At 67.1% G+C, this 22,125-nt stretch carries 18 protein-coding genes and 2 pseudogenes; 11 read left to right on the top strand and 9 right to left on the bottom strand.

Annotated features, from left to right (window positions below; all coding sequences use genetic code 11):
• Positions 1 to 11: 11 nt before the first annotated feature.
• Positions 12 to 256, top strand: a pseudogene (locus MYF83_RS38620) (transposase); the annotation flags it as partial.
• A gap of 906 nt (positions 257 to 1,162) precedes the next feature.
• The gene (locus MYF83_RS38625) at positions 1,163 to 2,716 is read left to right on the top strand and encodes a hypothetical protein (protein WP_248965774.1); all 1,554 of its coding nucleotides are present in this window, start codon (positions 1,163 to 1,165) and stop codon (positions 2,714 to 2,716) included.
• Between the two features lie 191 nt (positions 2,717 to 2,907).
• On the opposite strand, the gene MYF83_RS38630 is transcribed toward MYF83_RS38625, so the two are convergent.
• Positions 2,908 to 3,414 carry a hypothetical protein gene (locus MYF83_RS38630; protein ID WP_248965775.1) on the bottom strand — a complete coding sequence of 169 codons (507 nt, stop codon included), beginning with the start codon at positions 3,412 to 3,414 and terminating at the stop codon, positions 2,908 to 2,910.
• A gap of 81 nt (positions 3,415 to 3,495) precedes the next feature.
• Between MYF83_RS38630 and MYF83_RS38635 the strand changes: the two genes are divergently transcribed.
• The 4 genes from MYF83_RS38635 (at position 3,496) to MYF83_RS38650 (ending at position 8,280) form a co-directional block, all read left to right on the top strand.
• Positions 3,496 to 3,837: a nucleoside triphosphate pyrophosphohydrolase gene (locus MYF83_RS38635; protein WP_248965776.1), complete on the top strand. Its 342-nt coding sequence runs from the start codon at positions 3,496 to 3,498 to the stop codon at positions 3,835 to 3,837.
• Positions 3,838 to 4,604: 767 nt separating this feature from the next.
• On the top strand, positions 4,605 to 5,324 hold the full coding sequence (locus tag MYF83_RS38640) for a vWA domain-containing protein (RefSeq protein WP_248965777.1): 720 nt from the start codon (positions 4,605 to 4,607) through the stop codon (positions 5,322 to 5,324).
• A 100-nt stretch (positions 5,325 to 5,424) separates the two neighbouring features.
• The gene (locus tag MYF83_RS38645) at positions 5,425 to 6,150 is read left to right on the top strand and encodes a hypothetical protein (protein ID WP_248965778.1); all 726 of its coding nucleotides are present in this window, start codon (positions 5,425 to 5,427) and stop codon (positions 6,148 to 6,150) included.
• 243 nt (positions 6,151 to 6,393) lie between these two features.
• Positions 6,394 to 8,280 (top strand): hypothetical protein, encoded by a 1,887-nt coding sequence (locus MYF83_RS38650; protein ID WP_504974999.1) that lies wholly within the window; start codon positions 6,394 to 6,396, stop codon positions 8,278 to 8,280.
• Between the two features lie 523 nt (positions 8,281 to 8,803).
• Here MYF83_RS38650 and MYF83_RS38655 read toward each other — a convergent pair.
• A complete protein-coding gene (locus tag MYF83_RS38655) occupies positions 8,804 to 10,072 on the bottom strand; it encodes an IS110 family RNA-guided transposase (protein ID WP_248965780.1) in 1,269 nt (422 codons plus the stop codon).
• A gap of 960 nt (positions 10,073 to 11,032) precedes the next feature.
• Between MYF83_RS38655 and MYF83_RS38660 the strand changes: the two genes are divergently transcribed.
• From MYF83_RS38660 to MYF83_RS38670, 3 genes are all read left to right on the top strand, one after another.
• Positions 11,033 to 12,190, top strand: coding sequence for a DUF6236 family protein (locus MYF83_RS38660; RefSeq protein WP_248965781.1), 1,158 nt, complete (start codon positions 11,033 to 11,035; stop codon positions 12,188 to 12,190).
• Positions 12,191 to 12,382: 192 nt separating this feature from the next.
• Positions 12,383 to 12,607, top strand: a complete 225-nt coding sequence (locus MYF83_RS38665) for a hypothetical protein (protein WP_248965782.1) — start codon at positions 12,383 to 12,385, stop codon at positions 12,605 to 12,607.
• 35 nt (positions 12,608 to 12,642) lie between these two features.
• Positions 12,643 to 13,071, top strand: a complete 429-nt coding sequence (locus tag MYF83_RS38670; protein ID WP_248965791.1) for a helix-turn-helix domain-containing protein — start codon at positions 12,643 to 12,645, stop codon at positions 13,069 to 13,071.
• A 540-nt stretch (positions 13,072 to 13,611) separates the two neighbouring features.
• On the opposite strand, the gene MYF83_RS38675 is transcribed toward MYF83_RS38670, so the two are convergent.
• The 3 genes from MYF83_RS38675 to MYF83_RS38685 all read right to left on the bottom strand — a co-directional run bounded on the left by MYF83_RS38675 (position 13,612) and on the right by MYF83_RS38685 (position 18,504).
• Positions 13,612 to 14,562, bottom strand: a complete 951-nt coding sequence (locus MYF83_RS38675; RefSeq protein ID WP_248965783.1) for a pyridoxamine 5'-phosphate oxidase family protein — start codon at positions 14,560 to 14,562, stop codon at positions 13,612 to 13,614.
• Entirely contained in the window at positions 14,559 to 15,194 is a 636-nt protein-coding gene (locus MYF83_RS38680; RefSeq protein WP_248965784.1) for a hemerythrin domain-containing protein, read from the bottom strand. Before MYF83_RS38680 ends, MYF83_RS38675 begins: the two co-directional genes overlap by 4 nt.
• A 67-nt stretch (positions 15,195 to 15,261) precedes the next feature.
• A complete protein-coding gene (locus MYF83_RS38685) occupies positions 15,262 to 18,504 on the bottom strand; it encodes an ATP-binding protein (protein WP_248965785.1) in 3,243 nt (1,080 codons plus the stop codon).
• A 27-nt stretch (positions 18,505 to 18,531) separates the two neighbouring features.
• Between MYF83_RS38685 and MYF83_RS38690 the strand changes: the two are divergent.
• Positions 18,532 to 18,899: pseudogene (locus tag MYF83_RS38690) on the top strand (globin domain-containing protein); the annotation flags it as partial.
• Between the two features lie 136 nt (positions 18,900 to 19,035).
• Here MYF83_RS38690 and MYF83_RS38695 read toward each other — a convergent pair.
• Entirely contained in the window at positions 19,036 to 19,554 is a 519-nt protein-coding gene (locus MYF83_RS38695; protein WP_248965786.1) for a TetR family transcriptional regulator, read from the bottom strand.
• A 153-nt stretch (positions 19,555 to 19,707) separates the two neighbouring features.
• On the opposite strand from MYF83_RS38695, the gene MYF83_RS38700 reads away from it, so the two are divergent.
• On the top strand, positions 19,708 to 20,598 hold the full coding sequence (locus MYF83_RS38700; RefSeq protein ID WP_248965787.1) for an SDR family oxidoreductase: 891 nt from the start codon (positions 19,708 to 19,710) through the stop codon (positions 20,596 to 20,598).
• A gap of 149 nt (positions 20,599 to 20,747) precedes the next feature.
• On the opposite strand, the gene MYF83_RS38705 is transcribed toward MYF83_RS38700, so the two are convergent.
• The 3 genes from MYF83_RS38705 to MYF83_RS38715 form a co-directional block, all read right to left on the bottom strand.
• On the bottom strand, positions 20,748 to 20,939 hold the full coding sequence (locus MYF83_RS38705) for a hypothetical protein (RefSeq protein WP_248965788.1): 192 nt from the start codon (positions 20,937 to 20,939) through the stop codon (positions 20,748 to 20,750).
• A gap of 19 nt (positions 20,940 to 20,958) precedes the next feature.
• Entirely contained in the window at positions 20,959 to 21,261 is a 303-nt protein-coding gene (locus MYF83_RS38710) for a DUF1905 domain-containing protein (RefSeq protein WP_248965789.1), read from the bottom strand.
• A gap of 179 nt (positions 21,262 to 21,440) precedes the next feature.
• The coding region (locus MYF83_RS38715; RefSeq protein ID WP_248965790.1) for a hypothetical protein at positions 21,441 to 22,125 on the bottom strand (685 nt) is incomplete at its 5' end.

The raw sequence follows: 22,125 nt of genomic DNA on the forward strand, positions 1-22,125 counted from the left end.
AGCTACACCCAAACCAGATCTGGTGCGAGCTGGTCGCCCTGGCCTGCGAGCTGACCGCCTGGATACAGATGCTCGCCTTCGATAGCCACCCGGCCCGCCGCTGGGAACCCAAACGCCTGCGGCTGCGCGTGTTCTCCGCTGCGGGCCGCCTGGTCCAAGGCGGTAGACGCCTACGGCTGCGTCTGTCCCACCGCTGGAAGTGGGCCGGCCTAATCGCCACCGCGATCACCGCCTGCAGACCCTTCCAGCGCCTTGACCAGCACCAACCCGTCCCGACAACCCCTGGAAGGAAACCACCCGGGCCCGTGGAACCCGCCACCCGACGCGACAGTCGGAACGCGAGCATGGCCACCCGCGAAAAACAAGGTCGGCATTAGCCGCTACGCGACCAGAGCCCACTCATGAAAGATCGAGGCTAGGGGTTGTACTGTCAGTCACGTGAACGCGTTACAGGACGGACCACTCTTCAAGTTCTCTGAGTGGCCAAGCGATCAAGTTCCTCGTCAAGCAGCAGGCGTTTATACCATATGGCGGGGAGACGAGTTTATCTATGTCGGCATGAGTGGACGAGGAGCGCAAGCCGAAGATTTCGTCGCTCGCCCTGACCAAGCACAAAAGGCCATAGGCCTATGGACACGGCTTAACTCGCATGCATCTGGAAGACGATCGGGAGACCAGTTCAACGTTTACATCTGCGACCGTTTCATTATCCCAGCTTTAATCCCAGAACAGCAGTCCGATATTGGCCGAGGCCGCCTACTTCTTGACCAACTGACCAAGAACTATATCCGCGAGCATCTTAGATATCGTTTTCAGATCTGCCGAGATGGATCCGAGGCCCTTACTGTTGAACGTGCTGTCCGCGCGGGTAGTCTGCCAGTAGGCCGACCGTATCTCAATCCACTCTGATCATGCCGATATGTCGGTCTTTCGACCGCGGTAGTGACCTGCAAAAGCGGCGCTGCTACTGAATCGCCACCATAGCCTCCGTCAAGCTCTGCGTGGTTCAAAGAGCAGGTTGCACTGGGCCGCCCCGTAGCCTAACAAGCCCAAAGCCGGCCTCAGCCCACCGATGAGGGCGAGGCTGACGTACAGGCACCGCCCCTTCGACCGCGCCGGTTAATCGGCGCGGCTGCTCGGCAAGCTGCAGTACATTCAGCCAATGTCGTCGGTCTTCTTCCCCTCGGACGCCGTGATCGAGCCGCGAACTTGGCATGCTCACGAGCTGCCCGCCGATCTGTGCTCATACCAGGAGCACCTCGACCATGGCACACCGGTGGTGTTCGGCCCCGACTCCGACTCCATCAAGCAAAGCGGATTGCGGCCTAACGGGTACTGCCTGACGACCAACGAGTGGGACGTTGAGATCCGCACCCCTCTCTACGCCCGCACGCGGGCTCGCCACCAGCGGCTTCGCCCTGGCTGGACAGAGACCGACCTGCTTGCCAAGCAGACCGCGATGCGCCTGCGCGAAGAATTGCGTAACGATGCTTCCGTCGTGTTCTTGGCCGGCCGGACCGCTGACTGCTGCGGCCGGGTCAGCGAACTCGCCATCTTCGACAGTGCCGGGCGGCCGATATTCGACGAGACTTTGGCGCCGCACAACGGAGAACAGTGCGATCACCGCGGGGTGAAGGAGTTCTGGCCGTGCGCACGGCTACATCAGTACCGAGGGGAAGGCGGGGCACCATTCTCGCACTGGGCCCGCCAGCTGGCCCCTGTCCTGCGCTACCGCAACCGCAACCACGCGCTCAAGGATCCGGGTCTGCAAGCACGGGGCGGTCAGGCCCGATCACGGATCGTCGTGTGGGGTACCAGCCTGCTGCAGGCGTTGCATCGCGAGTACGCCTTCGCGCACGGCCATCCGCGCAATGGCAAGATCCAGCAGGTCAAGGACGAGCTCCGGGGACTGAATATCTGTGATCTGCAGGTGGCGGACCTGCTGTGGCGGGGCGACTGGCCGGGCGGGGTCGCCGAGCTAGCGCACCTCGATGGCACCACAGCCGGTGACGACTGCCGCAGGATGCACGAGCACCTGCGTCTTCTCACGCAAGACCCCTACAGCACCACAGCCCGAGCCGACCCGCTCCCCCGCGTCTCCCCCTTTCGGACCGGTCCGCCGCAGCCCTTCATCATGGCCGCCGCACCGTCAGCCGACACCCTCGCCGAGCGTGAAGGCTGGAAGTTCCGCGATAGTCGTATCACCTCGACCGGTGCTCCCCGGCGCCTCCTCCCCGTCCAGGAGCCACTCGCCGATCCAGAAGATCTGCTCCGGATTACCGGGCTGGACCATGATGGCGCCACCGATGTCCTTCGAGTAGCCACCCAGCGGCGGGAGCAGGCAAAACTGCGTCGTTATCTCCTGGCAGACCGCACGAGCGCCACGTGTGACCTGTGCGGCCGGACCTTGCCGATCTCCTACCTCCACGTGGCCCACGTCAAGCGACGGGAAGATGCCGACGAGGACGAGCGGCGCGACCTGGCGATCGTGATGCTCGCCTGCGTCCTCGGCTGCGACGCGCTTTTCGAGCAGGGCGAGGTGTACGTCGATGAGCATGGCGTGATCCGTGCTCGCCGCTCCTCAACTGATCTGGGGACCGATTTGTCCGCCGCGGTCAAAGCGCTGGAAGGGCTGCGCTGCATGGCGCATTCACCGCACTCGGAACGCTACTTCCGTGCCCACCGGGAACGTCATGGTAACAGCACCACACGGTGATCGAGCCAGCCGTCAGTCACACTTCCCCTCCGTTGCCCGGCCCCTGAGACGTGGCAGTCCCGTACGAGCTTGAGCTGAGAGGAAACTGGTTGCAGTAGGCGCAGCGGCCGTCTTGATATCCGCTGAGGGCGGCGACGACTCCGGTGATGCTCTTGCGGCGCTATTTGGTCTGGAGTATCAGGTGTTGGGTGTCAGGGTCGTAGACCAGCGAGGAGGGCGAGTACGGCATCGGATATGCCGGTCGCCCATGCCGTCTCCCAGCCGCCAACGGGCAGCGGTTTCGGCGTCGAGCTCTTGGGCGTGTACTGATCGGGCGAGTTCGAGTAGTTCCTCGCGCAGCGCGAGGCCTGGGGCGGCGGAGTTCTTGCGCTGGTCTTCGTAGTAGCGCACCGGTGCCTGGCCGGCACCGAGCGCTGGGGGAACGCGTCGATGACGTTGTTGAAGCCGAGCTGGACGGTCCGCCGGTGCAGCGCGTCCCGGTCGAGTTCGCCGGCGTTGAACGCGCGGCAGGCGTCCAAGAACTTGCTGCGGGCCGCGATGCCCTGCCGGGGTTGGCGCTGAAGAGCCTGGCAGAGCAGTTCGGCGTACCGCGGCGCTAGCTCCTCGAGCGTGACGTGGTTACGGCCGGTGGCGGCGATCTCCAGCAGTGTCGCGCCGAAGGCGAACTTGTAGGTGGCCGAGTTGGCGCCATACAACACGATGGCACGCCATACGCTCTCACCGGTGACCACACCGCGTCGGTAATCCACACGCGAAGTATCGGCCAGAGGGGTGACATTTTGAGCCAGGAACAGACGATCATCTACGGCAAGCTGGTCCGTGATCGGATCCCAGAGATTATCGAGGCCGACGGCCGGACGGCCAGGGTCCGCGTCCTTGACGAGTCGGAGCTGGTTCCCGCTCTGATAGCCAAGCTCGCCGAAGAGGCCGAAGAGCTGCGCCAAGCCGAGCCCGATGATCGCCTAGGGGAACTGGCTGACATCTACGAGGTGCTGGCGGCCCTCACGGCATCGCTTGGATTCTCCGACGAGCAGGTCCAGGAGGCGGCACGCCACAAGCGGGCCAAGCGGGGTGGCTTCAGCCGCCGACTGTGGCTTGACGAGGTGACGTCAGCTGAGTGAATCGTGCCGATCTTCGACGGTGAGCGGGTCGGCTGAAGTACAGCAGAGAGGTACAACAGCCGCGCCACCCGCACCCAGCCTGCCATAAGTGGAGTGCCGCCGGACACCGCCGGCGGCGGCTTGGCGCTGAACGACATCGTGCAGAAGGTGGGCGTAGTGCTGAGCACGACAGCTCGGCAGGGTGCCGGTCGGTGTCTAACCTTTCCCATGCCCGATTCCGTCGTCAGCCGAGATGAGGATTTCCCAGCCGGTGTCCTCATTAGCGCCCACCAGCTGAGCGATCGCCGGCACCGGGGTACCGCTGGCGGAGGCCATGATGATCAACGCACGGCGGACCCGGATCGAGCCGTGCTTTCCACGCCTCACCAGCTGCTACAGCGTCTGTCCCTCATGGTCGGGTTAATCGCCGTACTCGCACGGGCTCGGCTATGCGTCCCTCCTGCTGTTGGATACCGATCACGTCAGTACCGACAGTGGAAGCATCACGATCAAAGACACGAGTGGCGTACGGCGTGTCGCAACCCGCGAAAACCTAAGTTGTCACCGCACTAGACGTGAACCGTTCCAAATCCTAGACTCACCTCTCTCCCGTGTTGCGCGCCCGCAGGTAGAGCGGGCTGTCCGCCTGTCAGGAAAGGACGGGGTTCATGCCCTATACGGCTGAGATCAGCCGGTCGAATCCGACCTGTTTCGTCTTTCTCGTCGATCAGTCGGCTTCGATGAGTGATCCGATCGGAGGTGAGGTCCCTACGAGCAAGGCGTCGGTGGTGTCCGATGCCATCAACCGCCTCCTGACCGAGCTGTCGGTCAAGTGCGCCAAGGAGGAAGGCGTACGGGACTACTTCCACGTCGCCGTGGTGGGATACGGGCACAACAACGTGGGGTCCGCCTTCGGCGGCGCGCTCGCGGGACGCGATCTCGTGCCGCTCAGCCAGATCGCCGACAACCCGGCACGTGTCGAGGAGCGCACGAAGAAGATCCCCGACGGGGCCGGTGGCCTGGTGGAGAGCACCGTGCGATTCCCGATCTGGATGGACCCGGTGTGCAACGGCGGCACGCCGATGCGGCAGGCCCTCGAGTATGCCCACCGTCTCGTCGACCGGTGGCTCGGCGAGCATCCCGCCTGCTTCCCCCCGATTGTCCTCAACCTCACCGACGGCGAGGCGAACGACGGCGACCCGACCGTCCCCGCCGCAGGCATCTGCTCCCTCACCAGTGCCGACGGAGCCGTGCTGCTGTTCAACCTGCACGTCTCCGACGCAGGCGGCTCGCCCGTCACCTTCCCCGACACCGAAGCAGGTCTCCCCGACAACTACGCGCGCACGCTGTTCGGCATGTCCAGCCTTCTGCCCTCCCACATGCGGTCGTACACGGCGCAGGAAGGCTTCACCGTCAGCGACAGCACCCGCGGCTTCGTGTACAACGCCGACATCACCTCCGTGGTGCAGTTCCTCGACATCGGCACCCGTGCAACCGACCTACGGTAGCCGGATACCGGGGAGCGTCGCCTGCCACCACCTACACAAGGGCGGCGGCCAGGCGGAGGAGTACGAGGACGCATACGCGGTCCACCCCCGCGTTTCGGCTGTGGAAGAGATCGACGTCGCGTCCCTCAGGGTCGCCCTGTCCGACGGTGCCTCCGAGAGCGTCCTCGCCGGCCTGTGGGCGCGGTCACTGGTGGACCATTTCGTGAGCGTTCCCCACGAGGCACTCGCCTCCGCCGATAGCTTCGGACGCGAGGCGGTCATGGTGACGGCATCATGGGAGGCGACGCTCGGCGATTACATCGCGCGGCGCGAGGCCGATGGGCGCCCCATCCAATGGTACGAGCAACCCAAGCTCGACCGTGGAGCGTACGCCACCCTGCTCGCTATCAGCTTCTGCGCGCCCCAGGAAGGGGACCTCGCGGATCTGCGCGGCGAGGGACGGTGGGCCGCCGCCGTGATCGGGGACTGCTGCCTGTTCCAGGTTCGCGACGGGGCGCTCATCACGGCGTATCCGCTAGCGGGATCAGAGGACTTCGGCACAAGCCCCAACCTGCTCAACAGCCGGAACCAGGATTCCCTGCTCATCTCCGAGCGAGTGGCCATGAACTCGGGGAGCCTGCGGCAGCAGGACGACATCTACCTGTGCACCGACGCCGTGGCCGCGTGGTTCCTGCGAGAGGTCGAGCACGGCGGTCGCCCCTGGGAAACCTTGCGGGACCTCGGCACCTCCGACGGACCGAACTTCGCGGACTTCATCGGCGAGGAAAGGGCGAGCGGACACATGCGCAACGACGACGCCACCCTGATCCACGTAGCGGTGTGGTGAGCCATGTCGACGAGGCGCTTCCCCAGCGGCAGTGAGTATGTCGAGGCGCTGCAGAATCCCACCCTCTGCTTCACAGACGCCGAGTTACGGTCGGCGACGCTACAGGTCGACAAACTCGGGCGGCCCAAACCCATCTCCGGCAACTTCGCCAGCGTCTTCTCAGTGCAGACTGTGTCTGGAAGGCGATACGCAATTAAGTGCTTCACCAGGGACATACCAGACCAGGAGAAGCGCTACCGGGCTGTGAGCGAGCACCTCAACACGGTCCCGCACCGGTGGAAGATGGGCTTCGACTACCAGCCCTCCGGCATCATGGTGGGCGGTCAGCGATTTCCCATCCTGCGGATGGAGTGGGTCCAGGCAATCAGCCTGATCCGTTGGATCGAAGACCACCTCGGCGACCAGGCCGCACTGCTCGATCTGGCCCGACGCTTCGCCGAACTGGCCGCCGACCTGCACCGAGTGGGTATCGCCCACGGCGATCTCCAGCACGGCAACCTCCTCGTGGCCGCCGACGGCACGTTGAAGCTGGTCGACTACGACGGCATGTACGTGCCCGCGCTCGCCGGGCTACCGGCGACAGAACGGGGCCACCGCCACTACCAGTCCCCCAACCGCACCGGTGCGGAGTTCGGCCCGGAACTGGACCGGTTCTCCGTCTGGCTGATCTACCTGTCCCTGGTCACCGTCGCACTGGATCCTACGCTGTGGCAGGTCCTGCACGAACGGGATGGCGAGCACCTGCTGCTCACCGACGAGGACTTCGCCAACATGACTGCCTCGGCCCGCGTCACCGCCCTGGTCGGGCACCAGGCTGTCGACATCAAGCGCCTCGCCACCTACGTCACGGACCTCGCCTCCCAGCCGCTGCCCGCCCTCCCGCCCCTGACTCCTCTGCCGGGCGTCGGCCTCCCGTCGGCCGCCGGCGCCCACACCGGTCCACACCCCGTCGCCCCGTCCCCGGCCGCCACGTCCGCGGGCCTACCCACGTGGATGAGCGGGCACATCCCAGTCCCCCCGCCACCTCCCCTCGTTACCTTCCAGGACCACCAGGCCGCACTATTGTTGGCCCGGCTGGCCCTCCTCGGGCTGTCCCTCGTCGTGGGGCTGGTCGTGTGGCTGTCGGGCCTTCCCGAGGTCGCTGCGCTCCTGGGCCCGCTCCTCGGTATCGGCATAACGAGGGCCCTCTACGCCTTGCGTCCCGAGCCGAGGGCGCGCAAGCCCATCGCCTCCCGGCTCGAAGCGGTCCGCCGGCGAACCAGGAAAACCCTCAGAATCGCGGCGCATGCGGAGAAGGAACGCGACAAGATCCAGATGGACAACGCCAAGCGGGCGGACGCGCACGCGAAGGAACTGCAGGCTCTCAAGGACCGGCAGCGGCAGAACCTCGGGACGTACGACCGGCAGACGGCACAGCAGCTCAATCCGCACGACAACCAAATTCAGGCTCTCGTCTCGCGGAAGTCAGAGGACCTGCGCCGCGCACTCGACGAGTTGCAACGGGAGAAGGTGGACGCCTATCTACGGCGCATCACGTTGCGCGCCGGTTCCATTTCCGGCATCGGCGACACGACGGTGGCCAGGCTGGCGGTCAGTGGCATCTCGACTCCCGCTGACCTGGTCGACTTCGACTACGTGTCCACTGGCTACCAAAATCCCGAGATCCATCTGATCCTCGCTAACGGCTCTTCCGTACGCGTGCCTGGGGTCGGGGAGTCTCGCGCGGCATCGTTGGTCGCGTGGCGGAACATTCACGTGCAGGGGGCCTTGCGGCAGCCGAACATGCCGAATGCGCTTCCGGCCCCACAACGCAACGCCATCGAGGCGCGCTTCTCCGCGGAAGAGCGCGTGCTCAAGGACAGACGCGCTCAAGTCGAAAGGGGCCGTCAAAAGGGCCGGAGCGACCTCGTACGGCAGCAGGCGGATGCACTGCGGCAACTGACCGACCGGCACAGCGCCGCCGTACAGACCGCAGCGCAGTCGCTGCAAAACGCCAACCAGCGACTGGCTACCGTGCGCGCTGAGCATCACTCGGCGGTCCAGGAGGAGCGGGCGCTCACTCGCCAGATTGCCGCCTACCGTCAGATCTCCTACGGGCGGTACCTACGCACCGTCCTGATTGGCCGATGAACCCTTCCTTCGCGCGCTACCAGTCTCAGCCGCCCTCAGGCCTCGCCGTTTGTGGTCATCCGCTCAGCCTGTTCGAGGCAGGCGTTGTCTTAAGTCACCGCCTACTCGCCCGTAGGGGACCGACGTTTTCCGCGAGCCGAGTGCTCATGTGGCAAAGGGTGCTGCGTTGTTCAGACACTGCCAGAAACAGCCTCTATCGGCGGCAGCTATCTGTATGAGGCCCCCTTGACCCAACTCGCCGAAACAGCAGACCATCTCACCTACCCCTGGCGCTCACCACCACGCACGCGTCTGCGGTTCTCCCATCAACCCGCGCGGTGACGAGCTGACCGATTCCGCGGCACGGGACATGCGCGGGATGATTAAGCAGAGAGCGTGAGTCATGCCCGGCGTTCGAGCAGGTCAGCCCAGGTAATCGGGCAGCATCGCAACCGCTCTCCTGATCCGAAAATCAAACATTCGCCGGGCACGCGGCAGCGAACCTCACGTGGTGATGTGCAGCAGGTCGTGCCGACGGTAGTGGTCAGGCAGTTGGTTCGAGGGTGACGCGGTAGCCGAGGGCTTCGAGCTCGCGGATGTGGTTGCGCTTCTTGCGGTCAGGGTTGGTGCGCCGGGCGTAGAAGTCGGCGCCGAGATCGATGAAGTGCGCCTCGGGGTCGGACAGCAGGTGCCAGATGATGACCAGGATGGAACGGCCGACTGCGACGATGGCGCGCTTCTTGCCCTTGCGTCGGACGATCCGCCGGTAGCGCTCACCCAGGAAGGTGTCGGTGCGGCCGACGACGACCGCGGCTTCGCCGAGGGTGCGCGCCAGGTAGCGGTTGCCGTGCCCGGTGGCGTTCTTCCCCTTGCGCTTGCCGGCGGACTCTTTGACCGTCGGGGCGAATCGTGCCCAGGAGGTCAGGTGCGCGGCGGTAGGGAAGCGGCTCATGTCCAGGCCGATCTCGGCGATGATCGCGTGAGCGGCGGTCAGGCCGATCCCGGGGATCTCATCCAGCCGTTCCACCGCTGCGGCGAAAGGGGTGATCTCCTCCTCGATCTTGCGGTCGAGGGCGGCGATGTCGACGTTGATCGCATCTACCCGGGTCAGCATCGTGGCCAGTAAGAATGCGTGGTGATCGGAGAAGCGGCCGGTGAACGCCTCCTCCAACGCGGGGATCTTGCGACGCAGGCTGGAGCGGGCCAACTGCGCCAGCGTCTTGGGGCTGCGTTCCCCGCGGATCAGGGCAGCCATCATCGCGCGGCCGGAGACGCCGAAGATGTCGGAGGCCACCACGCTCAGCTTGATCTGTGCATCTTCAAGCAGCTTCTCCACCCGCTGCTTCTCGGCGGTGCGGGCCTCGACGAGGTCCACCCTGTAGCGGGTCAGGTCACGCAGCAGCCGAATCGCCGGCGGCGGCACGAAGCTAGGGCGCAGCATCTGACGTTCGGCGACCTTGGCCAGCCAGACAGCGTCCAGCTTATCGGTCTTGGGCCGGCCGGGTAGGTGCTTGACGTCGCGGGCGTTGATCAGCCACACCTCGAAGCCTTGTGCTTCCAGCAGGTAGAACACCGGTTTCCAGTAGTCGGAGGTGGCTTCCATGACGACGCGGGTGACGCCCAGGCAGCGCAGCCGATCGGCCATCGACAGCAGCGAGCGGGTCATCGTTGTGTAGGTCTGGACTTCCTGTAGCCGTCGGCTTGAGTTCTTGTCGTCGGGTACGCGGGCGCAGCACACCAGGGTGGCTTTGCCGACGTCCAGCGCGGCGACCCTTTCGATGATCTCTTCGGTGTCGTGGGTGGGGTCGAGCATCGGGCCTCCTTACCGCCGGGAGCGCTGGGGGTGGTTGCCCGCGGGAGCCGCAGGGGACGGAATGCGAATCTGATCCGCGTGCTCGCAGCAACAGTGAAAGGCCCACAGGCGCGGCTCCCAGCGTCCGACTAAAGCACGGCCTCAACGACCAAGGAGAGACGACGTCAGCGAGCAACCACCCCGATTTTCAGGCCCGAACGGCCTCCTCCACCAGGGGGAGATTGGAGACTAAAGCGGGTGCCGCAGGTTCGAATCCTGCCGGGGGCACTCTCCTGACCAGCCGCTTAGCCCTTGACCTGGGGCTTAGCGTGCTCTCCTTCAATGATCACATGCAGCCGAGTGCCACCATAGGCAGCCGTAGGCCAATGATCGCGGGACATACGCGGGACGATCATGGATCCGTTTCCGCTTATCGGCCCTGGCACAACCCCAAGGTCTCGTGCCTCCAACTCAGCGCTGGTGAGCTGGGGGGCGCCACGATGATGTGGAGGTCCCCCGATCTCGCCCGCGCCGCTCCATCCCGGACAGGCGCGGATGGACAGAAACGAGCGGAGGGGGGTGGCCACGATGTGTCCATTAACCCGCAAAGTCGGGGCCGTCACCCGGATCTCCATCCAGGGGTCGCCGGACGCGCAGTCCACGGCCATCGCGGCACCTACACCGCCCGGGCCGGGGCCGTCACCGGAAGCCGGATAGACCGCTACTTTGCCCCTGGCCGTAGCCGTAGGAGTTCCTGGCCTTCATCGCCGCCCTCGCGTCACTTCGGCGACAGAGACTTCATGGAGAGTGAAGTTACTTCGGGATGCAATGATCGATCTGGTAAACACAAGAAGACGCAGGTCGCAGGCCACAAGCCCAAGACGCAAGGAAGATCCGGCGAACTCAACTCAAGAACTGTTGCTTACCTAGTTGCTTCAACGATGATCCCCTGCTTCGGTAGGAGCAGCTTGAGGAGCGGGCATGAGTGAATGGTGCGGGCTGTACTACCGGCATGTGCATTTTCGTGATGAGCATTGGCTGAAGCTGACCGCGCTGTACTGGGACCGGCTCTACCGATTCCACGCCGACAACCTCGAAATCACCGTTCCGCGCATCAGTTACGCCGAGGTGGGCTTGATCGAGGCCGGATTCGTCCGGCATGTGACGCCCCGCCCCGAGGAAGTCCGCTGGGCGGCGGAACGGTTCCTGGCGGCGCTGGAGGGTGTCGATCTGTCGCGATACGCGGTCCCGCCGTCCGAGCCGTTCGGGCCTGCCCAGCTCGGTGAGGGGCTTGCGATGTGGAAGACCTCGGGGGAGCTCATCGAGCGGTTGACGGGGATGGACCTGGCCGCGCGGTCGCCTGTGACGGCGGGGCGGGTCCGGATGCACACCACGCTCGCCCATGCCTATCTGCTCGTTCTGGGGTCCCAGGTGGCGCCGGGGTATGGTGCCGCGCCGTTGGCAGACGACGAGTTCGATCACAGCGCCACCGGGCTGGGAGCGCGGCGCCTGGTGGCGGGCGTACTGGATCAGCCCACGCCGGAGACGCAGGCCGACGAATGGGCTGCGCTGCTGGTCAATCTGTCGGTGGCAGCCGTGCTGCCCCGCAACCTCGATGACATTCCCGTGCAGCGGATCGTCGAGTTCAGGAGCCGGTACGCCGGGGAGCGCGCGAGGTTCAGAGACGCGGTGGACGGGATGGTAGCGGAAGCCACGCAGCTGGGCGGCATCCGGGAACGGGACGTTCTGCTCGACCACTTGCAGTCACGCTTCGACACGCGGATCCGGCCCGCCCTGGACGATCTCCAGCGCGCCATGCGCGGCCAGCGGATGGAGACGGTGTGGGGCGCGATCAACGTGCAGGCCGCCATGCCCCCAGTGATGACCAGCGCGCTGGCGCTGGTGGCGACGCAGCCGTCCGCTCCGCAAGCTGCGGCGATCGGGCTGGGCGGGTTCGCATTTGGCGTATGGGCGGCGGTCCTGCAACGGCGGCGGCACCACGAGCAGGCACTGAGGCAGTCGTCGATGGCGTACCTGCACCAGCTTCAGACAGGGCTTGCCCCGCTCGGCCTCGCCGAACGCGTCCGGGCCGCCGCAGAACGATTCACGCCGCCGCGCCGTTCTCCCATCGGCCCGTGATCTCCCCCTCCGAGTCTTCACCGCTACTGGCGTGTAGTTCGCGGTTGCGCCCAGGTGGCGGCATGGTGACGATCTTGCTTTTCCACAAGGCCCCTATAGCTCTGCCGGACCGTGTGGGTGCCAAGAACTCTGTCATAGGGCCTGATCTGGGGTTTTGACACGCTCGGCGGCTCGCTCCGGCAGAATCGTGCGATGGCTTTGCGGCTGCTGTACTTGATCGTCTTGCGGATGTTTGGCTGGATCTCGCTGCTCGCCCGATCAGAAACGTCGAAGGACGTGGAGATCCCGGTACTGCGCCATCAACTCTCGGTCCTCCGCCGCCAGGTCCCCACTCCCCGGCTGTCATGGACGGACAAGGCGATCTTGTCAGCGCTGGCGCGCCTACTGCCCCGGTCCGCCGACGACACTTGTTCGTGACACCGCGGACGCTCCTGCGCTGGCATGCCGACTTGGTGAAGCGACGGTGGACCTATCCCAAGCGCAGGCCGGGACGACCACCGACCCGGCCCACGATCCGTGCCCTGATATTGCGCTTAGCGGCCGAGAATCCGACCTGGGGGTATCGGCGCATCGCCGGTGAGATCGCCGGCCTGGGCCGGAAGGTCTCCCCCGCCACCGTGTGGGCGATCCTGAAGAAGGCCGGATTCGATCCGGCACCCCGTCGCAGCGACCCGACCTGGGCCCAGTTCCTGAAGACCCAGGCGGAAGGGATCCTGGCCGCCGACTTCTTCCATGTGGAGACGGCCCTGCTCGCCCGGTTGTACTGCTTCGCCGTGGTCGAGCATGCCACCCGCCGTGTCCACGTACTAGGGGTCACGGCGAACCCAACCGCCGCCTGGGTTGCCCAGCAGGCCCCGCAATTTGATGCTCGATCTGAGTGATCGAGCGGGCGACTTCCGATTCTTGATCAGGGACCGGGACCGCAAGTTCACCGCTCTGTTCGATGAGGTATTCAGAACGGAGGGCATCCGCGTGGTGCTCACCGCTCCGCAGGCTCCTCGGATGAACGCGATCATGGAACGGTGGGTGGGCAGCGTACGCCGCGAGATCGGCTCGGCGGCCTGCTACACGAATACTCCCGGGTCGCATGAGGTGACACGATAAACGGCACCAACAAGCTCTCGCGTCTTGCAGACGGGAGCACGTGATCGCCCGTCGCCCCTGCGACCTGCACGGATGGATTTTCGGCACCCGCACCTGCTGGCTGACCAGCGTCAGACCGTAGCCCTGAGACCGGGGTCGGCCGTTCCATCAGAGCGGAACCGCGCGAGCTGCGCCATGAGCTGGGTGGGCAGCTCGCGCGTGGGGCGCCGGCCCTAAGCGCGTCGGAGCCGATGTTGCAGAAGCGTGCCGGTGGATGGCTCTGCTCTCGTACTCGTCTCGTCCGCGGTAGTCAGCGAGAGGCTCGGCGTACGCTCCGCTCAGGGGGCACGGCGTCGGCGGGTGCGCTGCCGGAAGTGGGTGACCAGGCCGGAGCCGAGGGTGGAGATGACCTTGTTGCGCGGGACGGTGTACCGCTGGACTGTGTGGGGCGCGTACCTGGCCTCGTCGCCCACCTGGAGCCAGCCTGTGTGCTGATCCATGCTCATCCCGACCACGCGGGCGTTGAAGGAGTGGCCGAGGAGGCAGGCGCGCCGCCCGCCGCGCGGCAGCGGTCTTTCGACGGTCAGCGTGATCCCTTCCCCGTCGCCGGAGGCGACGCTCGCCTGGACGACTTCGGGATGGCCGTCGGAACCCCGGTAGCCGAGGAGCATATGCTGCTGCGCCGCCACGCGGCGGGCGGCCTGCGGCGCGTCCAGGCGGGGACCGGACCCTCCGCTGGGCGCCCGCTGCGGCTGGGGCGCCGTCGCGCGCGGAGCTCCGATGTTCCGTGGCGGTTCACCTGTGAGGACCGGCGACCCGGTTGCGACTGTGATCCGCTTTATGTCGAGCCACACGACGACCCGCTCGTGGTAGTAGGAGTGCATGACGCGGTCCCAGAGCCATCCCCGGACGATGCCGAGCCGCTCCTCCAGCGCCGCGTGGACCTCTGGCGTCATCTCCTCGATCCTGGCCGTGCCCTGGACCAGGACGAAGCCCGGACGGGATGAAGTGCCGTGCTGCCGGGTGTGGAAGGCCAGTGCGATGCGCGGGTCCGCGGTCATACGGTCGAGCTTGCGTCCGTTGCCGAGGGCGGTGGTGAACCCGATCCTGCCGTGCGTCCTGTCTCGCAGGCCCAGCGGGCACACCGGGGTCATCACGATGCCGCCTCCCGGGGTCGTGTAGGCGAGCGCGGCGACCAGGTCGCCGGCGAAGATGTCGTCGAGTGTGTCGTCCCAGGTGACGATGGCTTCTCCGGACCGCGGTGGGGAGCCGGTGGGCGAGGTGCTCATGCGCCGTACACCTGCCGCATCCGCCTGTTGAACGTGGGCCGCATCACCAGGCGCCACAGCAGCCGGACGAACCAGGGCACGGTGGTGAGGAGATGGTCGGTCTCGGCCTTGTTCGCGTACGTGACCGCGATCCCGAACAGGAAGGGCAAGTCGGGCTTGTCCCAGCTCTTCATGATCTTCTCGTGTACCTCTTCGAGCAACTCCTGGGTCAGGTGCCGGCGGATCAGCGGGACCGCCTCGCGTTCCTCCAGTGTGAGGTGGTCGGCCAGGCGTGCCTGGAGTTCGCGCAGGATCGGGGCGCGCTGGGCCGGCGTCCTGCCGCGGTCGCCGATCTGCTCCAGCAGCACGTCGATGTCGGCGTGGTCGGCTTCCAGCCGGTTGAGCACGGCGACCGCGGAGGGGTCGGCGAGGCGGAGCGCCGGCCAGATGTCGTTGTCCTCGGGCGCGTGGTGGTGGTGCAGATATTTGATCATGAAGGCGATGTGCGCCTCGACCGCGGCGACGCGGTCGCCGTCGGCCGGGTCCACGGCGGCGGCGACGTCGGCGAGCCGGCCGTACTCGGCCTTCATGGCCTTGTGCGCGACGAGGAAGGCCGTCAGGTCGGGCGGGGTGGTGGTGGATGTGGTGGGCATGTCCGCCGCTTTCTCTCGAAGGGTCCTGTCGGAGTCCCTTCGAGTGTGCGGGGCGGTTCTTGCGCGGCTATTGGTTGGGGATTGCGCGGAGCAGGCCTCGAGCCTGATCCGCCCACCACGTCAGCCCCTCCCGTTCGGCGTCGGCCACGCAGGAGTGGAGCAGGCTCTCCGCCTCGTCGCGCCTGTCGAGGAGAAGCGCCAGCCTGGCCAAGTGGAGGTCGACCGGGCCGAACGTCAGCATGTTGCCGCCCATCACCATGCCTCCCGAATAGGGCAGGAGGTGGGCGCGGGTACGTTCCGCCTCCTCCCGGTCCTCCGCGGCCACCACTGCCATGGTCCGCATTGCGAGGAATGCCGTTAGCGTCCAGTCGTCTCCAGGTGGACTCCAGGGCATCCTCGCGAGCTCCGCCACCCGTCCGGCATCCCCACGTGTGTGAGCCGCGATGATCGCAAGGTCGCGCGCGGTGGCGGGAACCATCGCCAGCATGCCTGAACGCTCGAGCATCTCGTCGGTGATCTCGCCCGCCCGCCTGGAGCAGATCAGAAGCGAACAAAGGACGACCATGTACTGCGCGTCCGGCGCGAACGCGCCGATGCTCTTCAACCGCTCCCATAGCTCGTCAAGGCCCCGCTGAGCGGCGTCGAACCGTCCTGCGATGGCGAGCCGGGCCACACGCCAGGCCTCGTGCTGGACGCCCTGCAAGCGCAGCCCCAATCGCCGGATCTGCACGTCGCACTCCGCGGAGAAACGGTCGGCTTCCGCGATCTCGAACCGCTCGGCACACGTCCAGCTGAGCAGGGACCTTCCAACGAAGGCATGCACCGGCAGATCGTGCCGCTCACCGACCTGGATGAGTTCCGCGCCAAGGGTCGTCAGCTCCGCGTTTGCCCTGGGCCGGATGAGAGACAGCACTCGGGCATTGAGGGCGAACGCCAGCAGCCGGGGATCACCGATCCGGCGTGCCATCCCGACCGCCTCGGCGGTGAGCTTGTCGCAGCGAGGGTCCGCGCCGGCGTCGTAGAGCTCCATCCCCAGCGTGCCGAGCAGCCTGCATCGCAGCTCCGAGTCCTCCTCGGAAATCCCGCTCAGCGCGGTCTCCAGGCGCCTGACGAAGCGCAGCTCGATCTCGTCGTAGGACTTCATGTGCCACAGGCCGGGCATGTCGAGCGCGACCAGCGCCCGCATGTGGGTCGTCTCGTCACCGGCCGCCTCCGCGACGCGTATCGCCTGGTTTCTCGCCTGGCGCGCGCCGATGAGATCCCCCGCGTCCAGGCGGGCGCGTACCTCGCACAGCAGCAGCTCGGCTCGCTCCGACAGGTCGGGAAGCGAGGCGGCGGCATGCTCGGCGCACGCCCTGGCCCACCATCGGGCGGCGTCGTCGAAGGCGAGCTGGCCCTCGGCGGCGACCGCCGCCGTGCGGGCCCAGGCCACGGCGTTGGCGGCGCCCAGGGGCGAGGCGGAAAGGTAGTGGTCGGCCACCGGCTCGGGGTCGGCCCCCGGCCGGATGGCGAGCGTTTCGGCGACGGCCAGGTGCAGCGCGACCCGCCGCGCCGACGGGAGGCCCGTGTAGATCGCATGCCGGATGAGATCATGCGTGAAGGCCCGTTCGGGCTGCAGCAGCCTCGCGGACACCGCCTCGTCCAGCTCCTCCATTACCGCGGTCGCCGCCTTACCGGTGACAGCGGCGATCAGCGGGATGTCGCCCCCGTGCCCGATCACCGCGGCGGCGGTGAGCACGTCCTGGCCGCTGAGCCGGGCGACGCGGCGGCGGATCACGTCGGCCACGCCGGAGGGCACCGCACCCAGCGCGGCCTCGACGCCTTCTGAGGCCGCCAGCCGCAGCGTCTCCTGGACGAACAGCGGATTGCCGCCGGTCCGGTCGACCAGCCGCTCGAGCGCCTCGTCGGTCATCGTCGTCCCCGATGACTCGGCGATCAGCCGGACGCCGTTCGCGGACAGCCCTGTCAGCTCCACCCGCTCCGCCCCCGCCCGGGTGAGCGCGTTCAGCAGCTCGCCCAGTTCCCGGCTTTCCGGCTCCCCGGTGCGCAGCGTGGCCACGAGGTAAAGCCCGGTGCCGGAGGCCATGGTGAGCAGGTCGCAGAACAGCCGGAGCGAGGCGTCGTCCGCCCACTGGATGTCGTCGAGGATCAGCAGGCAGGGGACCGCCGACGCCGCGTCCGTCAGCCGCTGGACCAGCTCGGCGTGCCGCTGGAAGCGCGCCTGCGCCGCATCGGGAATGGAGCGTTCCTCGTGGTCGGATCCGATCGCTCCCAGAGCCCGCAGCGCCTGGGTCCACAGCCACATGGGGGGCCGGCCGCCGGATTCGCTCGACCGTCCCCAGGCGACCTGCCACCTCTGCCCGGCGAGCGATTCGGCGAGCCTGGTGGCGAGCCAGGTCTTGCCCACCCCGGCCTCGCCGGAGATCAGAGCGCAGGCGGGGCGGTCGGCAGCGGTGATCGCCGCGCCGAGGAGCACGCCCAGCGGCCCGGCGCGGTTCGCGAGGGGCTGCGCCGTACGGGCCGCCGGGCGCGGCGGCGGTGCCGGGGCGAGCAGCGTCTCATCCTGGGCGAGCAGCATCGACTCCAGCTCGCGCAGGCGTGGCCCGGGATCGACGCCGAGCTCCGCGACCAGGCGGGCGCGGGCCCGCCGGACGGCGGCGAGCGCGTCGGCCTGCCTGCCCGAGCGGTAGAGCCCGAGCGCGAGCAGCCGCCACAGCTCCTCCCGTAGCGGATGCTCCCGCACGGCCGCGTCCAGTTCTGGCACGGCCTGCGCCGTACGGCCGACCTCCAGCAGCGCTGTGCAGCGGGCCTCGATCGCGTCGAGCCGCAGCTCCTCCAGGCGGGAGACCTCGGGCGCAGCCCAGTCCTCCATGGCGAACTCGGCGTACGGCGTGCCCCGCCACTCGCCCAGCCCCGCTTCCAGAAGGGCGAGCGCCGGCGCGGGGCGGCCCTCCGTGAGGTGCTCCCGGCCGGTGAGCACCGCGTCGGTGAACCTGCGCGCGTCGACCGCGTCCTTCGCTATCCGCAGGGCGTAGCCGGACGCCTCGCTGACCAGAACGGTCGCCGGGCTGCGCGGGGGCCGATCCGGTTCGAGCAGGCGCCGCAGCCGGGCCAGGATCGCGTGCATGCCGTTGATCGCTTCGCGCGGTGGCCTGTCCCCCCAGATGGTGTCGATGAGGGCGTCGAGCGAGACGACGGTCCCGTCGGCCAGGATCAGCCTGGAGAGCACCGCGCGCTGCTGGCGGGCCCTGATGTCCACCTGCGAACCGTCCACGCGGACGGCCAGCGGGCCGAGAACTGAAAAGCGCACGGGACAAGTGTGCAGTCTTCCGGGGCAATTCCGGCAAGGACTCTTTCGGAAACCGTGCCCTTCCGCCGACTGGTTCACCGCTTCTACAGGGCGTGGCGGAGGACCCGCTACTGCGTTCCATGTGCCCGGAGGAAGACCTTGGCCCGGCAGAGGAGCGCATGGCCCTCTTCCTCATACAGTTCTGGGGTGGCCCGCGCAGCTACAGCGAACGCCGCGGCCGTCCTCGCCTGCGTATGCGCCACGCACCGTTCCGCGTCGACCGCGCTGCCCACGATGCCTGGTTGCGCCACATGCGCGCCGCCGTCGACGCGTTGCACCTGCGCCAGGACCTCGAACAGCTGCTGTGGGACTACCTCACCTCCACCGCCGCGGTGATGATTAACACCCCCGAAGACCTTGACTGACAACTACGCCTTCGCCGTCGCCGGAGCGAAGACTGCGGCGGGACCGCGAAACCGAGGAGCTGACGTGCAGTCTCCCAGTCGGTAAACAGCGAGCCCGTCGATGGCCCGCCTGCCGTGCCGTGCGGGTTCAGCGAGCGGTGGTGACGGTCTTTAGGCGGTCAAGCGTGGTGCGCATGGTCTGCGACAGGTCTGCGCCATGCGGCTCGCTGACCCAGCGTTCGAACGCGACGCGGAGCACGACGATTCCTGTCTCGGCTGCCAGACTCGCGTCCGGCTCCGGGACGCCGCGTCGGCGTAGGCCCTCGGCGAGGGCGGCGGATAGTGACGCCAACTTGATCAGTTCGCGTTCCCGCAGTTCCGCGTTGGTGTTAATGACTGACTGACGCTGTCGGGAGTGCTCGCGGTGCTGCCCCAGCGCCGTGGCGGCGACGTCGAGGACGGCCGAGACGACCTGCATGGGTGAGGCGGAGTTCGGGGCTGCCTCGAGCGCACGCATGAGGTGTTCTTGCAGGTCGGCCGAGCCTGCGAACAGCACCTCGCGTTTGTCCGCGAAGTAGCGGAAGAACGTCCTCGCCGTGAGCCCGGCCCGCTTGGCGATCTCGGCAACGGTTGTCTGCTCGAAGCCGCGCTCGACGTAGAGCTGCATCGCCGCCTCGCGGAGCCGGCCGCTCGCGTCTGCCTCCCATCGCCCCATGGCAGGAGTCTAGTCATGTCACTTGATGACATCATCTGTTAGGGTGATGTCATCAAGTGACATCACCGGTTGCCTTGTCGATCGGCCGGTCCTGTGGAGGTCTTCATGCGTATCTTCGTCACCGGCGCAACCGGATGGATCGGCTCCGCCGTCATGCCCGAGCTTCTCAACGCCGGGCATCAGGTTCTCGGCCTCGCGCGTTCCGACACCGCCGCCGCGTCGGTCGCCGGGCTCGGTGCCGAGGTGCAGCGCGGCGATCTGGCCGATCTCGACAGCCTGCGTGCCGGGGCAGCCGCCTCCGACGGCGTGGTCCACCTCGGGTACAACCACGACTTCTCCCGGATGGAGGCGGCGGCACAGACTGACCTGGCGGCGATCAACGCGATCGGCGCGGAACTGGCGGGCACCGACCGGCCGTTCGTGGTCGCCTCGGGCGTGCTCGGGCTCACGTCCGGCCGAGTCGCGACCGAGCGGGACATGCCTGATCCGGGCCTCCACCCGCGGACCGCCGGCGTTCAGGCGGCCATGTCGTTCGCCACGCGCGGCGTGCGCTCGTCGTCCGTGCGGTTCGCTCCCACCGTCCACGGTCCCGGCGATCACGGCTTCGCGGCCGTCCTGGTCGGCATCGCCCGTGAGAAGGGTTTCTCCGGCTACATCGGCGACGGCAGCAGCCGGTGGGCCGCAGTGCATCGGCTCGACGCCGCTAACCTCGTCCGTCTCGCCGTGGACGAGGCGCCGACCGGCGCGGCACTGCACGCTACCGCCGAGGAGGGCGTGCCCACCCGCCTCATCGCCGACGCGATCGGTCGCGGCCTCCACCTACCGGTGGTCTCCATCCCCGCCGACCAGGCCAGCGACCACTTCGGGTGGATGGCGCGCTTCTTCGGCCTCAACGGCCCAGCGTCGAGCTCGGCAACCCGGCAACTGCTCGGGTGGAATCCCGTGCAACCGGGACTCATCGCCGACCTCGACGCCGGCCACTACTTCAAGCAGTAACCGAAGAACAGGAACGTCGCACGGCGACACCTGAATTACGGTCGAAATGGCCCTGGACCCGGCATCCGCTCATGCCGCTGGTCGGGCGTTGGCAGCTCAGCAAGTCTGGCACGTCCGACCCTGCCGATGAGCGGGTGAGAGTGGCCCGGTCAGCCCAGCGATGCGCTCGCCGCCCGCAGCTCGTCCAGGGCCGCCAGGGTGTACCGAGCGAGCTCATCCTTGGCGTCACGGTCGCCCTCGGACCATTCGGCGTACCCCCGCTTGAAGGCGAGGACGCCCAGCTCACCCGCGATAGCCGCGGTCGAATCGGGCACGCCGCGAGCGACCAGGGCGGTTGTCATCGCGGCCGCGCCCCGGTGGTCAAAAGTCGATGAGCTCGACGGTTACGGTCGCGATGACACCTGCGTCGAGGGCTTCGGCTGTGCGGACAGCACGTTTGATGGGCAGCACGTAGCTGCCATGCCCGCTGTCCGGGAAGATCGAGGTTTTCCATGTGCTCCCGCCGACTGTGACCCGCACCCGCAGCGAACCGAAGCCGCGCCGCGATCCGCCTGCCAAGTCACGGATCTCATCGGACGCCTCGGCAGGCAGGCTGACGAACGTCCAAGTGTCAGCACGCCGGGCATCCCATATCCACAACTCGGCATCGAAAACGACCACCACGAATTCAGCATGACACTCGGATCCGACAGTCCTGGGTGGTCTGTGGTATTCGCACCAAGCGCTCCCTGCCGCAGCGAAGGGCACCGGTCGAACGCACGGGCTTGCCGCTGATCGGGCGACCCGTGCCGGCGACCATCTGGACGTGAGGCTTGAGTGTGCACCGTAACCGATGCCGTGGATCAGATCAGCGGGACCATGTCGTCGATCAGAGCGAACCGGTTCCCCGCCGCGTAGGCGACCTGGAAGTCGCGTCGAAGCCCGATGGCACTGACGGACAGGTAGACGGGCCGGTACCGGATCAGATACTTGGCCTTACGAAGCGCATCGTTGCCACGGTCGGGTGCGTTCAACTCGACACCCTCGCGACCGTAGGCGCCGATCCGATCGACGAGACCGGGTACGTCGATCGCCCGCTCCTTGACCTCGATGTACCATCGCAAGGCACCATCAGGGTCGGAGACGGTGATGTCCATAAGCCGGTCTTCCACCGCGATGAGATAGCCCTTGGACGACAGCGCCCCATAGACCCGGGCGTATTCGGCGGCCTGGATCAGGTACTCCCAGTTGATGGCCGGCGCCTGCGCCTGCTCATTTCGGCTGACCCACGCATAGGGACCCTTACCAGGCGGCAACCCCTGCAGCGTGAACCGATATCCTCCGACCGGCTCGATCAGCCCGTCCCGATGGCCCGAGGCCACCAGCGTCCGGACGCCGACCGGTAGCCGCTCATAGACGGCGTCGAAGTACGGCTCAGAGACATCCGGATAACACCACTCACGGCACGCGGCTGTTACCCACCCACGGATGAGATCACGCAGATCGTCTTCTACCCGTCCCACCGAAACCTCCCAGAAGCCGGGCGTT

It is taken from the genome of Sphaerisporangium perillae, assembly GCF_023276435.1.
GTDB classification, from domain to species: domain Bacteria; phylum Actinomycetota; class Actinomycetes; order Streptosporangiales; family Streptosporangiaceae; genus Sphaerisporangium; species Sphaerisporangium perillae.